Origin of the sequence: Streptomyces sp. NPDC052107, from assembly GCF_040680215.1 — a bacterium.
Lineage (GTDB): Bacteria > Actinomycetota > Actinomycetes > Streptomycetales > Streptomycetaceae > Streptomyces.
The window spans coordinates 1-17,920 of record NZ_JBFAWG010000030.1 but is presented as its reverse complement, the minus strand read 5'-3'; the positions used below and the strand labels follow the sequence as shown (position 1 = coordinate 17,920).

Annotated in this window: 17 protein-coding genes; 16 read left to right on the top strand and 1 reads right to left on the bottom strand. The window is 69.3% G+C overall.

Annotated elements, in window-relative coordinates:
- The first annotated feature begins 14 nt into the window (after positions 1–14).
- Entirely contained in the window at positions 15–1,469 is a 1,455-nt protein-coding gene (locus tag AB0M27_RS27295) for an MFS transporter (protein WP_365725039.1), read from the top strand.
- A 75-nt stretch (positions 1,470–1,544) separates the two neighbouring features.
- On the opposite strand, the gene AB0M27_RS27290 is transcribed toward AB0M27_RS27295, so the two are convergent.
- Positions 1,545–2,564: an Lrp/AsnC family transcriptional regulator gene (locus AB0M27_RS27290; RefSeq protein WP_365725037.1), complete on the bottom strand. Its 1,020-nt coding sequence runs from the start codon at positions 2,562–2,564 to the stop codon at positions 1,545–1,547.
- A gap of 297 nt (positions 2,565–2,861) precedes the next feature.
- Between AB0M27_RS27290 and AB0M27_RS27285 the strand changes: the two genes are divergently transcribed.
- The 15 genes from AB0M27_RS27285 to metF all read left to right on the top strand — a co-directional run.
- Positions 2,862–3,722, top strand: a complete 861-nt coding sequence (locus AB0M27_RS27285) for an SAM-dependent methyltransferase (RefSeq protein ID WP_365725035.1) — start codon at positions 2,862–2,864, stop codon at positions 3,720–3,722.
- A gap of 592 nt (positions 3,723–4,314) precedes the next feature.
- Positions 4,315–5,748 (top strand): FAD-binding monooxygenase, encoded by a 1,434-nt coding sequence (locus tag AB0M27_RS27280; RefSeq protein WP_365725033.1) that lies wholly within the window; start codon positions 4,315–4,317, stop codon positions 5,746–5,748.
- Between the two features lie 189 nt (positions 5,749–5,937).
- Positions 5,938–7,146 carry an acyl-CoA dehydrogenase family protein gene (locus tag AB0M27_RS27275; protein ID WP_365725031.1) on the top strand — a complete coding sequence of 403 codons (1,209 nt, stop codon included), beginning with the start codon at positions 5,938–5,940 and terminating at the stop codon, positions 7,144–7,146.
- Between the two features lie 50 nt (positions 7,147–7,196).
- Positions 7,197–7,676: a PhzA/PhzB family protein gene (locus AB0M27_RS27270; RefSeq protein ID WP_365725029.1), complete on the top strand. Its 480-nt coding sequence runs from the start codon at positions 7,197–7,199 to the stop codon at positions 7,674–7,676.
- Positions 7,677–7,747: 71 nt separating this feature from the next.
- Positions 7,748–8,932 carry a 3-deoxy-7-phosphoheptulonate synthase gene (locus AB0M27_RS27265; RefSeq protein ID WP_365725028.1) on the top strand — a complete coding sequence of 395 codons (1,185 nt, stop codon included), beginning with the start codon at positions 7,748–7,750 and terminating at the stop codon, positions 8,930–8,932.
- A gap of 44 nt (positions 8,933–8,976) precedes the next feature.
- Complete coding sequence (locus AB0M27_RS27260) at positions 8,977–9,597, top strand: isochorismatase family protein (protein ID WP_365725026.1); 621 nt, start codon at positions 8,977–8,979, stop codon at positions 9,595–9,597.
- Complete coding sequence (locus tag AB0M27_RS27255; protein ID WP_365725024.1) at positions 9,594–11,477, top strand: anthranilate synthase family protein; 1,884 nt, start codon at positions 9,594–9,596, stop codon at positions 11,475–11,477. Before AB0M27_RS27260 ends, AB0M27_RS27255 begins: the two co-directional genes overlap by 4 nt.
- A complete protein-coding gene (locus AB0M27_RS27250; RefSeq protein WP_365725023.1) occupies positions 11,467–11,850 on the top strand; it encodes a hypothetical protein in 384 nt (127 codons plus the stop codon). The genes AB0M27_RS27255 and AB0M27_RS27250 overlap by 11 nt, the downstream gene beginning before the upstream one ends.
- Positions 11,835–12,668 carry a PhzF family phenazine biosynthesis protein gene (locus AB0M27_RS27245; protein ID WP_365725020.1) on the top strand — a complete coding sequence of 278 codons (834 nt, stop codon included), beginning with the start codon at positions 11,835–11,837 and terminating at the stop codon, positions 12,666–12,668. The genes AB0M27_RS27250 and AB0M27_RS27245 overlap by 16 nt, the downstream gene beginning before the upstream one ends.
- Positions 12,669–12,678: 10 nt before the next feature.
- Positions 12,679–13,326, top strand: a complete 648-nt coding sequence (gene phzG, locus AB0M27_RS27240) for a phenazine biosynthesis FMN-dependent oxidase PhzG (RefSeq protein ID WP_365725019.1) — start codon at positions 12,679–12,681, stop codon at positions 13,324–13,326.
- Between the two features lie 25 nt (positions 13,327–13,351).
- Positions 13,352–13,876 carry a flavin reductase family protein gene (locus tag AB0M27_RS27235; RefSeq protein ID WP_365725017.1) on the top strand — a complete coding sequence of 175 codons (525 nt, stop codon included), beginning with the start codon at positions 13,352–13,354 and terminating at the stop codon, positions 13,874–13,876.
- A gap of 8 nt (positions 13,877–13,884) precedes the next feature.
- On the top strand, positions 13,885–14,508 hold the full coding sequence (gene wrbA, locus AB0M27_RS27230) for an NAD(P)H:quinone oxidoreductase (protein ID WP_365725015.1): 624 nt from the start codon (positions 13,885–13,887) through the stop codon (positions 14,506–14,508).
- A gap of 213 nt (positions 14,509–14,721) precedes the next feature.
- Complete coding sequence (gene metK / locus AB0M27_RS27225) at positions 14,722–15,915, top strand: methionine adenosyltransferase (RefSeq protein WP_365725012.1); 1,194 nt, start codon at positions 14,722–14,724, stop codon at positions 15,913–15,915.
- 1 nt (position 15,916) lies between these two features.
- Complete coding sequence (locus AB0M27_RS27220; protein ID WP_365725010.1) at positions 15,917–16,903, top strand: carbohydrate kinase family protein; 987 nt, start codon at positions 15,917–15,919, stop codon at positions 16,901–16,903.
- On the top strand, positions 16,900–17,920 hold a 1,021-nt coding region (gene metF / locus AB0M27_RS27215; RefSeq protein WP_365725009.1), incomplete at its 3' end, for a methylenetetrahydrofolate reductase [NAD(P)H]. The genes AB0M27_RS27220 and metF, both read left to right, overlap by 4 nt.

The window sequence follows — 17,920 nt, the reverse complement described above, 5'->3', positions numbered from 1 at the left end:
GGAGAGGAACCCCGATGACTGCTGAGCGTGTGCTTGCGCCGACTCCCACAACGGCGTACCGATGGCGGTGGCTGGCGCTCACCGCCCTGCTGCTCGGTGAGGCCATGAACCTGTTGGACGCGACCATCGTGCAGGTCGCCGCACCGGCGATCCACGCCGATCTGGGCGGGTCGGTGTCCGACATCCAGTGGTTCACGACGGCCTACACCCTCCCGTTCGCGGTGCTGTTGATCACCGGTGGCCGGTTGGGCGACATCGCCGGCCGACGGCGGCTGTTCGTCGTCGGCGTCACGGGATTCATGGTCGCGTCCACCGCCTGCGCCCTGGCACCCACGGTGGGTCTCCTGATCGCCTTCCGTGTGGTGCAGGGGGCAGCGGCGGCGGTGATCATTCCCCAGACCATCGGCCTGATCAAGACCATGTTCTCCGGCGACGAGATGTCCAAGGCCCTGGGCAGCATCGGCCCGGTGATGGGCCTGGCCGCCGTCTGCGGTCCGGTGCTCGGCGGTGTCCTGACCCATGCCGACCTGTTCGGCTCGTCGTGGCGCGCGACATTCCTGGTCAACGTGCCCGTGTCCCTGGTCGTGCTGGCCCTGAGCCCCAAACTGCTGGAGAACCGCGCTCCCAAGCGGCCCACTCTCGATCTCACTGGCACGCTCCTGGCCACGATCGGTGTCGGGCTCGTCGTCTATCCCCTCATCGGTGCCGACATCTCCGCGATGTCCGCGTGGAGCTGGGGGGCCGTCGTGGCCGGTCTGATCGTGATGGTCGTGTTCGCGCTGCACCAGCGCGGTGTCGCCGCCGCCGGCCGGAGCCCGGTGGTGGAGCCGAGCCTGTTCGCGCACCGGGGTTTCCCGGCCGCCCTGGTGACGTCGACATCGTTCTTCGCGGTGACCAACGGTCTGATGATGGTCATCGTGCTGCAGCTCCAGCTGGGGCTCGGCACCGATGTGCTCAACGCGGGGCTGACCCTCGCTCCCTGGTCGGTGGGCCTGGCCGTGGCCTCCTGGGTGGCCGGCGCCCATCTGGTCCGGCGCTACGGGCACCGCATGATGTCCCTGGGCCTCGCCGTACTCCTGCTCGGAGCACTGGCAGCCATCGCCGTCTACCACGCGGCGGACCCCACGTCCTACCCCAAGCCGCTGCTGATCGCGCTGGGTGTGGTGGGTCTGGGAGTCGGGCTCTTCAGCCCGGCCTTCTTCACCATCGCCCTCAAGCCGCTGCAGCCGCAGGAGATCGGGTCGGCCGCCGGACTGCTGAACGCCGTGCAGCAGCTGGGCGCCACGCTCGGGGTCGCCATCCTGGGCAGCGTCTACCTCAACAGCGCAGAGCCCGGCGGTCCTTCGGCCGCTCTGCACGCCGTCCAGATCGCCTTCTGGGTCGCCGTAGCGCTGGTGGTGGTCAGCTTCGTCACCAGCAGGCTGATGCTCGAGAAGGATGCTTCGGACAAGGCCGGGGCACAGCACTGATCGAGCCACACTCCTGAGCGGTCCATGCGGCGGCCTCACGGTCGCCGCATCGGTGTGTCTGAGCACACCACGGCTTCATGGCCGTACGCGCGACGCCGGAGCAGTCCGTCGGGTACGGGCGAGATCCGTGATCATCGGGCTCGCGGCCTTGACGTTCTGCAGCACCGGGCTGGTCTCGAGGGTGTGGATCGCGTCGAGGGAGCCGAGGCGCCGGGCGAGGTAGTGGTGCAGGTCGGCAGGGTCGCGGCAGAGCGCCTGGGCCACCAGGTTGGTGGGACCCGTGGTCGCGGCGACGAAGGCGAGTTCGTCGTGGCCCGCCAGGGTCGTCGCCACGTGATCCAGATGCGCGGGGCTCACCGACATCCACAGAAGTGCCCTGGTGTTGGCGCCGAACAGCCCGGTGTCGACCTCGACGTCGAAGAAGAGGGCGCCGCCTGTCTGCAGATCGGCCAGGCGGCGCGCGACGGTGACGGGGGACCAGCCGGTCGCCTGGGCGAGTTCCGCGTGACTGGCACGCCCGTCCTTCTGCAGCGCAACCAGCAAATCGGCGTCCCCGTCGCTCAGCTGACGCGGCACGGGGACGTATGCGGTGTCGGCGGCCTCGTCCGAACGCAGGATGCGCTGCTGCTCCTCGCTGAGGGTGTTCGCGCTCCGGCGCCAGTTCGTGGGACCTCCGAGGTACATGTGCAGCAGGCAGTGAGCAGACACGGCCGTGATGTTGTTGGTGCGGGGGATGTCGCGCAGCAGCAGGGAGTTGCCGGCGGCGGCGTCGGTCGGGGTGTGGATGATCGCGACGATTTCGGTGCCGCCGGAGGTGAGTTTCACCCACGACGTATCCGGTCGACGGGCCAAGGCGTGAGCGAGGTCCTGTGCGGAGCTCGCCGCGGCGGTGAGTCTGACGAGCCACTGTGTCTGACCGGCTCGGTGGGGGTCCGCGAGGCCGACGACACGCAGCGATGCCTCGTCCCGCAGCCGTCGGTAGCGGCGGGCGATCGTCTGGGGCGATACGTCGAGTGCGGCAGCGATCTGGCTGAATGGCGCGCGGCCGTCTATGTGCAGCGCGTGTATCAGGGCACGGTCCAGGTCGTCGAGCATGCACGCATCCTTCAGTGGGGGGCTGCTCCGTGGAATAAAGTCGAAGATAGCGCAGAGCACGCTACCATTGCAGCCTCAGAGGCCCGCAGAATTCCATCAGCTAGCCGCTCATCAGCGATACTCTCACCTGGTCGGCATCGTGCGCAGCGAACCACTGATCGGCCCCTTCTCTCTCTTTCAAGCTTCATCTGCCAGGCGAATGTTCCAGCCATTCCGATGAGCCTTTTCGAGCCTCGCGTCTACAGGAATGTAGACCGCGTCTTTTCGGTGAACTGACCTCATCTTGGGGAGGATTTTATGGTCGAGTTGAAGACGCCTTCGGCCGGCGTCGGGCAGACCGCGCTCTTCGTCGCGTGGATGCGGCAGTTGGAAAGCGAGCGTCCGGATGCGCTGTTCCGGGACCCGCTCGCCGCTGCGATGCTCTCGGCGCTGGCCGAGGACCCGGTACTGGCCGATGTGGCCGAGGTGATCAAGCAGACCCACAACAGCGCGCGCGGCTTCCCCACGTACTTCGCGGTACGCACACGGTTCTTCGACGACGAGGTGCTCTCCGGGGTACGGCGCGGGATCCGCCAGGTCGTCACGCTGGCCGCGGGCGTGGACGGTCGCACCGTCCGGCTGGACCTGCCGGCCGGGACGCGCTGGTTCGAGGTCGAGCTGCCGGAGATGACCGCGTTCAAGGACGCCCTGATCGAACGGTCCGGCCTGCCCCTCGGGTGCGAGCGCCACGGCGTGGCCGCCGACCTGCGGGAGGACTGGCAATCGGCCCTGCGAGCTGCGGGTTTCGACCCGTCGCAGCCGACGGTCTGGCTGGTCGAAGGGCTCCTGATGTACCTGACCGACGCCGCGGGAGACGCGATCCTGGCCGGTGTCACCGAGCTGTCCGCCCCAGGAAGCCGGCTCATGCTGGAGCACCTCCAGGCGGCGATGCTCCAGGAGGCGGGCAGGCCCGTGCGGGAGCGCGTCGAGGAGCAGGGCGCCTCATGGCTGTCCGCTCGCGACGACCTCATGTCCTGGATGGGCGGCCACGGTTGGGAGGCGGAGGTGTACGCGGGCGACGACCCCCGGATCGGACACGGGCGTACGGTGGCACCACTCCCGGCCTGCTGGCTGGCCACCGGCACGCTCACTCGCCCCGCCGGAACGTCCGCTGCCTGACGGGTATTTTTGGAATCACCAAGTTCCCGGACTCGGCGGGAGAGAATCCGGAATCCTGAATTCCGTTGATGACGGCCTGACCTCCGTCATCGCAGGTGGTTTTTCTGGCTGAAATGATGCGGTGCATTGCACTGCGATTTTGCCGGATTCAGTACGGGGGATATCGTGCAGCAGGATCGTGCGTGCCATGTCTTTGAACAGGTCTTTCCGTCAACACCCGACACGGACCTGCCGCGGCTTATGACTCAGCGGCGTCCCCGGGTCCATGAGACGGACGCACCCGTGTCGCCGACACACTCCAGGGAATTCACCCGCCGATTGTCAAACCGGCGCGCGGGAGCTACCCGCGCCGAGACGTCCGGGGTGGCATCCCTGCCCGCCGAATACGTTCGCGGCCAAGGGGGCGGCGGCAATACCGACGCACGCATCACCCTCGTTCACTTCGCCGTCACCGGTGTCTCCGCGACCACCCGAGGCTCCCCGCAGTCGGCCGGTCCGACTCGCCGCACCGCATCCGTCCCGCCATCCGGCCCGCGCCACCGCGGACTCCTGCGGCCCACCCACCACCCCACGAGGACAGCGGAGGAAACGCATGTCTGACGACACCGCACGCCCCCACCTCCCGGAGGCGTACCGCTTACGAAGTAGCAGCCGCTCCGGCGAGTCCGCGTCCCGGGCGCCCGGGAGCCACTGTGTGGTGCTGGGGGCCAGCATCGGCGGGCTCTTCGCCGCCCGGGTGCTGTCCGACACCTTCGACCGGGTGACGGTGATCGACCGGGACGTGCTGACGGAGACGGCCGAGAACCGGCGCGGGGTGCCCCAGGGCCGTCACGCGCACGCGATCCTGCCCGCCGGCACGAAGTGGCTCCAGGAGATGTTCCCCGGTCTGCTGGCGGAGTTCGAAGCCGAAGGCGTGTCGGTGGTCCGGGAACCCACCGAGATGCACTTCGCCCCGGGAGGCCACCTCCTGAGCCAGGAAGGCCGCTACGCCGACCCCATTCCCACGTATCAGCCGAGCCGTCCTCAGCTGGAAGACCGCGTACGTTCCCGGCTGCGGGCGTCGCCCAACGTCGAGATCACCGACCGCTGCGAGGCGACGGGACTCATCAGCTCCCCGGACGGACGCCGCGTCACCGGCGTCCGCGTCGCGCACCGTGACGACGCGGCGGAGCAGGGGTTCGCCGCGGACCTGGTCGTCGACGCGACGGGGCGCGGCGGCCGTACCACGCGATGGCTCGCGGATCTGGGCTACGAGCAGCCGCGGGAAGACCGGATCGCCGTCGACATCAAGTACGTCAGCCGGAACCTGAGGGTGGCACCGGGCTCTCTCGGCCGCAGAAAGGTCGTGATCGTCGGGGCCTGCCCGGGAAGGCCCACCGGCGCCACGTTTCTCCAGCACGGTGAGGACCACTGGATGCTGACACTGATCGGCTACGGCGGACATCACCCGCCCGTCGACCCGAGCGGGTTCCTGGACTTCGCCAAGCCCATCGTCCCCCCCGACGTCTTCGAGGCCCTCTGTGCCGCCGAACCCCTCGACGACCCGGTCGCGCACCGCTATCCGGCGAGCGTACGCCGCCGCTACGAGCGGCTGCAGCGGTTCCCTGACGGACTCCTCGTGTTCGGCGACGCGATCTGCAGCTTCAACCCCGTCTACGGTCAGGGGATGTCCGCCGCCGCGCTGCAGGCCGGGGCGCTCCAGGAAGCGCTCGCCCGCGGCGGGGACCAGTTGCCGCGCCGCTTCTTCAAGGCGGCCGCACGGCGCATCGAGGTCGCCTGGCAGATGGCCGTCGGCAGCGACCTGTCGCTCCCCGAGGTCGCCGGCCCGCGCCCGCTCCCGGTGCGTATGACCAACGCCTTCTTCGGCTGCCTGCTGAGCGCCGCGGAACACGACTCGGCGCTCACCCAGGAGTTCGTCAAAGTCAGCTCACTGCTTTCTCCGCCCACGATCCTGCTCCATCCCGTCACCGTCGGACGGATGGTCCTCGGAAACCTGCGCCACCGAGGAGCCCCGGAGGCCCGGTAACCGGCGCAACCGTCTTTCTGTCGCTCCGTACAGCCGGAATCACGAACGCGGCCCCGCGGTGCCGTGCAGATCACTCATGCCTTTACGTGGAAATTGAATTCTCGGTGAAGCGAGAATTCCGACCTTGACTCCAGAGTTTTCGGAGACCTAGCGTTCCAGTGTCGAGAAATCCGAAGGGAATGATTCGGAATGTCGAATCCGGTGGTTTCCACCGTCGTACGGACTCCTGACCGCGGCGAGCTCGTGAAGCGCGCCGAGGGCTTGCGGGAGCTGCTGTCCGAGCATGCCGTCGAATGCGAACGCGAGCGCAGTCTTGCCGCAGGCGTCGTTTCCGCCATGACCGAGTCGGGCCTGCTGCGGCTGATGACCCCGCGACGGCACGGGGGTTACGGGACGGACATGCGCACCCTGCTCGATGTCGCCACCGAACTCGGCCGCGGGTGCTGCTCCGCGGCCTGGATCGCGGGCGTGCTGAACGCCGGGAACTTCGTGGCGTCCCTGTTCCCTCCGGCCGCCGGTGACGAGGTGTGGGGCGAGGACCCCGACGCCCGGTGCGCCCTGGTCCTGGGGCTCCCCGCACCGGACGTCGAGCACGTCGACACAGGCGTCGTCGTCAGCGGCCGGTGGGCCTACGTCTCGGGCTGCCTGCACGCCCAGTGGATCAGCGCCCTGATCGCCGTCCCCACCGCCGAGGGCCGGCCCGACATCAACTTCGCCCTGATGCGGGCCGACGAGGTCGACATCGAGGACACCTGGCACTTCGCCGGGATGCGCGGCACCGGCAGCAACACCGTCGTCGCCGACCGGCTCTTCGTGCCCCGCCACCGGCTGGTGCCCTACCTGCCCATCCTCAACGGCGAGACCGACGGTGTGGTCGACCCCGACCTGCCCTACCGCAACAGCCTGACCGGCCTGTTCGCCATCGGGCTGATCGGCGCGCTGATCGGCGGGGCCGAAGCCGCCCTCGACTTCGTCCGGGACAAGGGCCACAGCCGTCCCGTGGCGGGCTCCACCTACCGGAACCAGACCCAGTCGCCGACATTCCAGCTCGACCTCGCCGAAGCCACCTCGAAGATCGACACGGCCAAGCTGATCGCGGCCCGCATCGCGGACACCGTCGACGAGTACGCGCGGGCCGGGATCAACACGGATCTGACCGTGCGCGCCCGCAACCGGCTGGAGTCCGCCCAGGTCGGCAGGCTGTGCCGGGAAGCAGTCGACACCCTGCTGACGGCACACGGCTCCTCCGCCTTCAACGAGACCAATCCGCTGCAGCGGCTCTGGCGCGACATCAACGTCGGCAGCCGGCACGCCGGGTTCGGCATGGGCATCCCCGAGCAGGTCTACGGCCGCGCTCTGGTCGGCCAGGACCCCCGCGACATCAGCTTCATCGTCTGACCGAGACGCGACCGAACCCGTACGTCCGCCTCTCACACCGAAGGACACCCATGGCAGAGCCTCGAATACCCGTCGACGAGTCCGAGCTGCGCGACCACAACCGCGCCATCGTCGAGCAGTACATGAACACCCGCGGCGAGGACCGGCTCCGGCGGCACCTCCTCTTCACGGAGGACGGCGTCGGCGGCCTGTGGACCACGGAGAGTGGTGAACCGATCGTCATCCGCGGCCGCGACCGGCTGGGGGAGCACGCCGTCTGGTCGCTCAAGTGCTTCCCCGACTGGGCCTGGATCAACATCGAGATCTTCGACACCCAGGACCCCGACCGTTTCTGGGTCGAATGCGACGGTGAGGGCAAGATCCTCTTCCCCGGATATCCCGAAGGCCACTACCGCAATCACTTCCTCCACTCCTTCCTGTTCGAGAACGGGAAGATAAAGCAACAGCGCGAGTTCATGAACCCGTGCCAGCAGTTCCGCTCCCTGGGAATCGAAGTCCCGCGCGTCGAGCGTGAGGGTATCCCCACCTGACAGGTGATCCGCGTAAACGCGGGCCATCGCGATCCGGCAGTAAATCCTCTCCGCCTGACGGGGGAACAGTCGTGGGACATGCAGTAACCGAAATCCAGCGGGCCAAAGCCCTGCAACAACCCGAATGGAACGATCTTTTACAGGTTCAGCGCGTCAGGGAGATTCTCGGCTCCCGCCCGCCGCTGGTCCGCGTGGACGACGTACACACCCTCAAGTCGTTGCTCGCGTCCGTCGCCGCGGGCGAAGCGCACGTGGTGCAGGCGGGGGACTGCGCGGAGGACCCGGAGGAGTGCACCGCGGAGCACGTCCGCCGAAAATCCGCCGTGCTGGACCTGCTGGCCACCACGCTGAAGATGGTCACCGGCAAGCCCGTCCTCCGGGTGGGACGCATCGCGGGGCAGTTCGCCAAGCCGCGCTCCAACTCCTTCGAGCAGGTCGGCGACCTGGTTCTGCCGGTGTACCGCGGGCACATGGTCAACAGCCCGGAACCCGACCAGGAGAGCAGGCAGCCCGACCCGCTGCGCATCCTCACCGGGTACATGGCGGCCGGCGACATCGTGGATCACCTGGGATGGCGCGCACCGGCTCTGCGGGCATGGCCGAGCATCGAGCCGCTGGTGTGGACGAGCCACGAGGCTCTCCTCCTGGACTACGAAGTCCCGATGCTCCGCGCGGTCGGAGACGGCAGGCGTTGGCTCGGTTCCACGCACTGGCCGTGGATCGGTGAACGGACCCGCCAGCTGGACGGCGCCCATGTCGAGCTGCTCGCCGATGTCGTGAACCCCGTGGCCTGCAAGGTCGGCCCAGCCATGACCGTCGAAGAGATCACGTCCCTGTGCGAGCGTCTCGACCCCCTCAGGGAGCCCGGTCGCCTCACCCTGATCGCGCGAATGGGCGCCGACGTCGTCGGCGACCGGCTGCCACTCCTGGTCGCGGCGGTCCGCTCAGCGGGTCATCCCGCGATCTGGATGTGCGACCCCATGCACGGCAACACCGTCACCGCACCGGACGGCAGGAAGACCCGCTTGCTGACCACCCTGGCCCGGGAGGTCGTCGGCTTCCGGCGCGCGGTGGCGGCGGCCGGCGGAGTGGCCGGCGGCCTGCACCTGGAAACCACCCCGGACGACGTGACCGAGTGCGTCGCCGACGTCTCCGCCCTCGGCTCGGCCACTGGCCGGCACACCACCTTCTGCGACCCGCGACTCAACTCGCGGCAGGCCGTCTCCCTGGTCACGGCCTGGTCCGACGCTCTGTGAACACCACCGCTGTCTCGGCCACATCGCTGGAAAGGAGTTACTCGATGGCCGGCCTACCCCCCATCGCGTCGTACCCGTTGCCCGCCGCGGAGAGCCTGCCCGAGAACCTGGCGCAATGGATTCCGCGCCCGGAGCGCGCCGTCCTGCTCGTCCACGACATGCAGCGCTACTTCCTCAACGCCCTGCCGGAGCCGCTGCGCACCGAGCTCGTCCACAACGCCGCCACCCTGCGCAAGCGCTGCACCGCTCTCGGAGTGCCCGTGGCGTACACCGCTCAGCCCGGGCGGATGACGGACGAGCAGCGAGGGCTGCTGAAGGACTTCTGGGGCCCGGGCATGCGCGCGGACCCGGCCGACCGGCAGGTGACGCCGGAGCTGGCCCCTGACGACGACTGGACGTTCACCAAGTGGCGGTACAGCGCCTTCTTCCGTTCGGACCTGCTGGAGCGCATGCGCGCCGCAGGCCGTGACCAGATCGTTCTCTGCGGCGTGTACGCACACGTCGGCATCCTGGCGACGGCCCTCGACGCCTTCACCAACGACATCCAGACGTTCCTGGCCGCCGACGCCCTCGGTGACTTCTCCGAGAACCACCATCGGCTCGCGCTCCACTACGCGGCCCAGCGCTGCGCGATGGTCGTCCCGTCCACGGAGGTGTTCGCATGAGCAGCGGCGACCTGCTCGGCAGCGTGCTGAACCTGGAACCGCCCGCGTTCGCCCTGCTGCACCGGCCGGAGTGCGGGGTGCCGGACAGCGTGGACATCCTGGTCGGCGACGTGTCGCTGCCCAGGACACTGGCGGACATCCCCCTCGGCGAGGCGGGGCCCGAATCGCCGCGGACCGACCACGACGTCCTGGTCGTGGTGCCGTACCGGCAGATCACCGAGCGGGGGTTCACGGCACCCGATGACGGTGCGCCGCTCATCGCCGTGTCGGTCACCCGTCAGGCCAGGGTGTCCGTGCCCGAGGTCCTCCTGCGACTGCCGAACGCCCCGACACACACGACGGCCCACGGCTTCGACGTGGACGACGAACGGTACGCCGAGACCGTACGACGGGTCGTCACGGACGAGATCGGCACGGGCGAAGGCGCCAACTTCGTCATCAAGCGCTCCTTCGTGGCCGACATCGGCGACTACTCGCTCCGCAGCGCGCTGGGGTTCTTCCGCCGTCTGCTGGAACGGGAGCAGGGCGCGTACTGGACCTTCCTCATCCACACCGGGCAGCGCACCTTTGTCGGGGCCACACCCGAGCGGCACATCTCGGTGAGCGACGGCAGCGCCGTGATGAACCCGATCAGCGGCACCTACCGCTATCCCCCTGCCGGCCCCACCCTGGAAGGCGTCACCGAGTTCCTCGCGGACCGCAAGGAGACCGACGAGCTGTACATGGTCGTCGACGAGGAACTCAAGATGATGGCCCGCATCTGCGAGGGCGGCGGCCGGGTGCTGGGCCCGTACCTCAAGGAGATGGCGCGGCTGGCCCACACCGAGTACTTCATCGAGGGCCGGACCCACCGCGACGTGCGCGACATCCTGCACGAGACGATGTTCGCCCCCACCGTCACCGGCAGCCCGTTGGAGAGCGCGGCACGAGTCATCCGCAAATACGAACCCGAAGGCCGTGGCTACTACAGCGGAGTGGCCGCCCTGATCGGCCGGGACGTGAACGGTGAACGCTCGCTCGACTCCGCCATCCTCATCCGCACCGCCGACATCGACGGACACGGCCGGGTCCGCATCGGTGTGGGTGCCACGCTGGTGCGTCACTCCGACCCGGGCTCCGAGGTCGCGGAGACACGTGCCAAGGCTTCGGGGCTCCTTGCCGCCCTGGAGGCCGGAGGCACCCGCCGCTTCGGCGCGCACCCGGAGGTCCGCGCCGCCCTCAGCCGTCGCAACACCGGCATCGCCGAGTTCTGGCTGCAGGACAGTGCGAGCCGCCGGCCGGCGGTCACCGGGCTGGACGGCCTGAACGCACTGGTCATCGACGCGGAGGACACCTTCACGGCGATGATCGGACACCAGCTCCGCGCCCAAGGCGTCCACGTGACGGTCAGCCGCTTCGACGAGGCCTACGAGTCCGACGGCTACGACCTCGTCGTGATGGGACCCGGTCCCGGTGACCCTCGTGCTGCCGACGACCCCAAGATCGGTCATCTCCGTTCGGCGATCGACGGCCTGCTGGAGCAGCGGCGGCCCTTCGTCGCCGTGTGCCTGAGCCATCAGGTGCTCAGCCTGGCCCTTGGCCTCGACCTCGTCCGCCGGGAGGTTCCCAACCAGGGGGTGCAGCGGGAGATCGACCTGTTCGGCCACCGCGAACGCGTAGGTTTCTACAACACGTTCGCCGCCCGCAGCGCCGAGGACAAGCTGGACGTCGAGGAAATCGGCCTGGTGGAAGTGAGCCGTGACCAGGGAACCGGTCACGTGCACGCCCTCCGCGGGCCAGGTTTCGCCTCGATGCAGTTCCACGCCGAGTCGGTCCTCACCGTGGACGGGCCGCGCATCGTCGGACAGACCATCCGAGAGGTGCTCGGCCGTGCGCGTTGACATCGCATGGTGGGAGCTCGACGGATCCCCGCAGACCATCGACTCCCTGCGGGAGCACCTGCGGGACGGCACCGTCGAGGCCTGGCGCGAAGTCCCAGGCCTGCGGCTGAAGTTCTGGATGGCGGACAGACAGCACAACCGCTGGGGCGCCGTCATGCTCTGGGAGTCGGATCGTCCGGCCGACCTCCCGGCGAACCGCGCCGCCGAACTGATCGGCCGCCCGCCCACTCATCGGACCAGTTTCGACGTCGAGGCCACGGTCGAAGGGGCGTACGCCCTCAGCGAGCTGCAGGGGCTCGGACCCGTGTTCGCGTCGGCCACGACACCGCTCACATCCACACGGGGGAACGAGACACAGTGCACGAATACATAGTGGTGGACGCTTTCGCACGCCGTCCGCTCGAAGGCAATCCCGTGGCCGTCTTCTTCGACGCCGCCGACCTGACCGCCGAGCTGATGCAAGGCATCGCCCGGGAGATGAACCTGTCCGAGGTCACCTTCGTCCTGCCGCCGGAGCAGGGAGGTGACGCCCGGATCCGCATCTTCACGCCCGTCAACGAGCTGCCGTTCGCGGGCCATCCCCTGCTCGGTACGGCAGTGGCCCTGGGCCACACCCTGAAGGAGGACCGGCTCCTTCTGGAGACCGCCATGGGGGTCTTCCCGTTCCAACTCCACGACGACGAGGGCATCCCATCAGCGCGGATGGAGCAGCCGATCCCCACGTGGGAGCCGTACGAGCACCGCGCAGAGCTGCTGGAAGCGCTCGGGGTCAAGGGTTCCACAGCGCCGGTCGAGATCTACCGCAACGGTCCGCGGCACGTCTTCGTGGGGATCGGGAGTGTTGCCGAACTTTCGGCCCTCACGCCGGACCACCGTGCCCTGAGCCGTTTCCCGGACATGGCGGTCAACTGCTTCGCCGGCGAAGGCACCCACTGGCGGACACGGATGTTCTCGCCCGCCTACGGAGTCGTCGAGGACGCGGCGACCGGCTCAGCCGCCGGTCCTCTCGCCGTCCACCTGGCGCGGCACGGACTCGGCGCGTACGGGGACAGGCACCAGATCCTCCAGGGCGTCGAGATGGGCCGTCCCTCGCTCATGCTGGCGACCGCGGACGGCGCGGGCGATCGCGTCCGAAGCGTGCAGGTCGGCGGCCACGGCGCCATAGCAGCCCGCGGCACCCTCTACGTCTAGCGAGGACCACGTGAACACGAGCCAGTTCGAAAGCCTCACCGGCGAGGTCGACATCGACTTCCCCGAGTACGACAACCCACCGGCCGACCCCATGCCGCTGGTCCACCAGTGGATCGCCGAGGCCACCGCGCGCGGCGTGCGGGAGCCCCGCGCGCTGGCCCTGGCGACCTCCGACAGCCGGGGACGGGCCTCCAGCCGCATCGTCTCCCTCACCGAAGTCGACGACCGCGGGCTGGTCTTCGCCAGCCACAGCACCAGCCAGAAGGGCCGCGAACTCGCCGTCACCGGATGGGCCTCCGGCCTGCTCTACTGGCGGGAGACCGGCCAGCAACTCATCCTCTCCGGCCCGGTGTCACAGCTCGGCGACGCGGATTCCGACGCCCTCTGGTTCGGCCGGCCGATCCCCATGCACTCCATGTCCTCCGTCTCCCGGCAGAGCGAACCGCTCGATGACATGGCGGCCGTGGCGGACCTGCGAGCCGAAGCGGCCCGGGTGGGAGCTGCCGGCACTCCGCTGCCCCGCCCGGCCCGCTTCGTCGGGTACCGGCTGACTCCTGTCGCTGTGGAGTTCTGGTGCGCCGACTCCGAGCGACTGCACCGCAGGCTGCGCTACGACCGCTGGGACCACGGGTGGCGTACGTGCCGACTCCAGCCCTGACCTGCAACGAACCGGAGAGGACACGATGGAACGCCCAGCTCTGACGCATGCGATGGCGAGGGTTCCCGGACCGGTGACCGTGGTGACCACGATCGACGGCACCGGCAAACGCTGGGGATTCACCGCCAATTCGTTCAGTTCCGTCTCCCTGGACCCGCCCCTCGTCCTGGTCTGCCTGAACAAGACCGCCAGCACGCACGAAGCGTTCACGTCCGCCGACCGTTTCCTGATCAACGTGCTCGCGCGCGGTCAGGACGCAGTCGCGCGGCGCTTCGCCCAGTCCGGAGTCGACCGGTTCGCCGCGGGCGACATGGCGACCTGCGAACTCGGGCTGCCCGGCTCGCACGGCGCCTGCGCCCGCGTCGCCTGCTCGATGCACTCCATCGTCGACGCGGGGGATCACAGCATCCTCATCGGCCGCGTGGTGGACACCTACGCGGACGACCGGACACCGCTCGTGTACTACAACCGGGCCTTCGCCTACCCGGCCGCCGCCACCGGGGCAAGGGCCGAGGAGCCGGTGAAGATCCTGCACCTGGCGGACTGGTGAGCGCCGCCATGACGGCCGCGGTGAAGGTCACCGTCATCTACTACTCCGCAACGGGCCATGTCGCCGACATCGCTCACGAGATGGCGGAGACGGCCGAGAAGGCGGGCGCCGAGGTCAGGTTGCGCAGAGTCCGGGAACTGGCGCCGCAGGCCGTCGTCGAGTCCCATCCCGCGTGGGCCGCCCACGCCGCGGCGTCGGCCGAGGTCCCGGTGGCCGAGGCCGAGGACGTCCTGTGGGCCGACGCCGTTCTCATGGGGTCACCGACGCGGTTCGGCAACATCTCCGCCCAGCTCAAGCAGTTCATCGACACCCTGGGCGGTGCCTGGCGCAAAGGCGAACTGGCCGACAAGGTCTACAGCGGCTTCACCTCCACGGGCAGCCCGCACGGAGGCAACGAGTCCACGCTGCTGGCCCTGATGCACTCCTTCCACCACTTCGGCGGAATCGTCGTCGCCCCCGGATTCACCCACCCGGACAAGTTCGTCGACGGCAACCCCTACGGCACCGCGCACCACGACGCCGGCGGCACCGCACCGGTCGGTGAGATCACCCGCAACGCTGCCCGCGTCCAGGCCGAACGCGTCGTGAGACTCGCGCAGGCCGTCGTCGCCGTGTCCGACGGAAGCCGATAACGCTTCCGTCCCCCGCGCGGGACGCGGAGGGCAGTCCCCGTCGATGCCGCTGCCCGCCGACAGAAGCCCGGCCATCGGTCCTCGTCGGCCCTGTCCGCGTTCCTACCGGCCGGAGAGCCCCTACGTCCCCCCGAGGAGCTCTCCGGCCCGGCACCCCACCAGAGCACACCGACCAACCAACAGTCAGCAGCCGCTGCGACCCCAGGGAGAGTCATGTCCCGCCGCCTGTTCACGTCGGAGTCCGTGACCGAGGGCCACCCCGACAAGATCGCCGACCGGATCAGCGACACGATCCTCGACGCCCTCCTCAAGGAGGACCCGCGGTCGCGGGTCGCCGTGGAGACCCTGATCACCACCGGCCAGGTCCACGTCGCCGGGGAGGTGACCACCACGGCGTACGCGGACATCCCCGGTCTGGTCCGCGAGGCGGTCCTCGACATCGGCTACGACGCCTCGAAGAAGGGCTTCGACGGCCGCTCCTGCGGGGTGTCCGTCTCGGTCGGCGCCCAGTCCCCGGACATCGCGCGGGGCGTGGACCCGGCCGGCGAGGCCGATGACGCCCTGGAGACGCAAGGGGCGGGCGACCAGGGACTGATGTTCGGGTACGCCTGCGACGAGACGCCGGAACTGATGCCTCTGCCCATTCAGCTGGCGCACCGGCTCTCGCACCGGCTCTCCCAGGTCCGCAGGGACGGCATCGCACCGTATCTGCGTCCGGACGGCAAGACGCAGGTCACCGTCGAGTACCTGGGCAGCCGGGCGGTCCGCCTGGACACCGTGGTCGTCTCCGCACAGCACGCCGCCGACGTCGATCTCGAAGGCCTGCTGGCCCCCGACATCCGTTCGCACGTCGTCGAGCACGAACTCGCACGACTGGCGGCCGACGGCATCGAGCTGGACACCGAGGGCTACCGGCTGCTGGTCAACCCCACCGGCCGGTTCGAGATCGGCGGTCCGATGGGCGACGCCGGCCTGACCGGGCGGAAGATCATCATCGACACGTACGGCGGCATGGCCCGCCACGGCGGCGGCGCTTTCTCCGGCAAGGACCCGTCCAAGGTGGACCGCAGCGCCGCGTACGCGATGCGCTGGGTCGCCAAGAACGTCGTCGCCGCCGGGCTCGCCCGCCGCTGCGAGGTCCAGGTCGCCTACGCCATCGGCAAGGCCGATCCGGTCGGGCTGTTCGTGGAGACCTTCGGCACCGCCACCGTGCCGCAGACGGCCATCGAGTGCGCCATCCAGCAGGTCTTCGACCTGCGCCCGGCCGCCGTCATCCGCGACCTCGACCTGCTGAGGCCCATCTACGCCCAGACCGCGGCCTACGGCCACTTCGGACGCGAACTGCCCGACTTCACCTGGGAGCGCGTCGATCGTGTGGATGCCCTGCGTCGCGCAGCGGGGTGCTGAGATGAGGATCGCCGTCACCGGCTCCATCGCCACCGATCACCTGATGACATTCCCCGGCCGCATCGCCGACCAGCTCCTGGCCGACCGGCTGGACCACGTCTCGCTGTCGTTCCTGGTCGACACCCTCGAGATCCGGGACGGAGGCGTAGCCGCCAACATCGCCTACGGGCTGGCAACCCTCGGACATTGCCCGCTCCTGGTAGGTGCCGTCGGTGCCGACTTCGACCCCTACGGCCGGCGGCTGGCCGAGCGGGGCGTGGATGTCTCAGGGGTCCACACCTCCACCACACGCCATACGGCCCGCTTCCTGTGCACCACCGACCCGGCGGGCAACCAGATCGCCTCCTTCTACCCGGGAGCGATGACCGAAGCATCCGCCATCGACCTGGTCGACGTCGTCCGCGACCATGGCGGCGTCGACCTCGTCCACATCGGCGCGGACGAGCCCGACGCCATGCTGCGCCACACCCGCGCCTGCCGCACCCATGGCCTCGCCTTCGTCGCCGATCCGTCCCAGCAGCTCGCCAGGCTCGACGGCGAGGCGATTCGCGAACTGGTCGACGGTGCCGACCTCTTGTTCACCAACGAATACGAACACGGACTGCTGCTCGCCAAGACGGGCTGGACGCGAGCCGACGTCCTGAAGCGGGTCGGCACCTGGGTGACCACCCTCGGCGAGAAGGGCAGCCGCATCGAACGTGCCGATGACCCCGCCCTCGACGTTCCCGCAGTCCCGGCGGCGACGGTCGCCGATCCGACCGGGGTCGGAGACGCCTTCCGGGCCGGATACCTGGCCGCGCTGACCATGGGCCGGCCCGCCGTGGCCTGTGCCCGGTCGGGATCCGCCCTGGCAGCACTCGCCCTCTCCTTCGTCGGCACCCAGACCTACGCCGCCTCCCCGGCACGCCTGCGCGCACTGCTGGCGGCCGTATACGGCCCAGACGTCCGTGCGGCTACGGACCTGCCGTCAGGAGACGAACGTTCATGACCGCACCCACCCTGGCCCTCGCGCCTGCGGCAACGATCCGACGGGGTCCTGCCGAACTGATCGCGGCCGGCCACCGGTCGTACTCGTTCGAGTTCTTCCCGCCCGGGTCCGCCACAGGCGAGCGAGCCCTGTGGAGTGCGTTGCGCCGTGTCGAATCCCTGGACCCGGCTTTCGTGTCCGTGACATACGGAGCAGGCGGATCCTCCAGGGCACGAACCGCCGCCCTCACCGAACGGATCACGGAGGACACGACGCTGCGCGCCGTGGCCCACCTCACGGCGGTCGGCCACTCGAAGGCGCAACTGCGCGCGATCATCGGCCGCTACGCCGACGCCGGCATCCGTGACGTGCTCGCGCTGCGAGGAGACCCGCCCGGCGACCCGCAAGGGCCATGGATCCCCCACCCGGGCGGGCTGAACCACGCCGCGGAACTCGTGGAACTCATCCGCGAATGCGGCAACTTCAGCATCGGTGTGGCAGCCTTCCCCGAGCGGCATCCGCGCTCGCCCGACTGGGACAGCGACATCCGCCATTTCGTGACGAAGTGCCGGGCCGGCGCGGACTACGCCATCACTCAGATGTTCTTCCGGGCCGAGCACTATCTCCGGCTGCGCGACCGGCTCGCGGCCGCAGGATGCGACACGCCTGTCATCCCCGAGATCATGCCCGCCACTCGTTACGACCGGATCAGCCGATTCGCCGGCCTCAGCAACGCCTCGTTTCCCGACGATCTCGCGATGCGCCTGCGGACGGCGCGGTCCGACCCGCGCGAGTCCCACCGCATCGGCGTGGACCACGCCACCGAACTCGCCCAGCGACTGCTCGACGAGGGCGCCCCCGGCCTGCACTACATCACGCTCAACAACTCGTCCGCCGCCATGGACATCCACCGCGGGCTGCGCCTGCCCCTGGCACCCGGTCACCCGGTTCGAAGGCGCACGACGAGATCGTCGGCACGCCCGGGGGTATCAGGCGTGTCTCCGGGCGGGCCGGTGGTACCGAGGGTGGTCTGTCCAC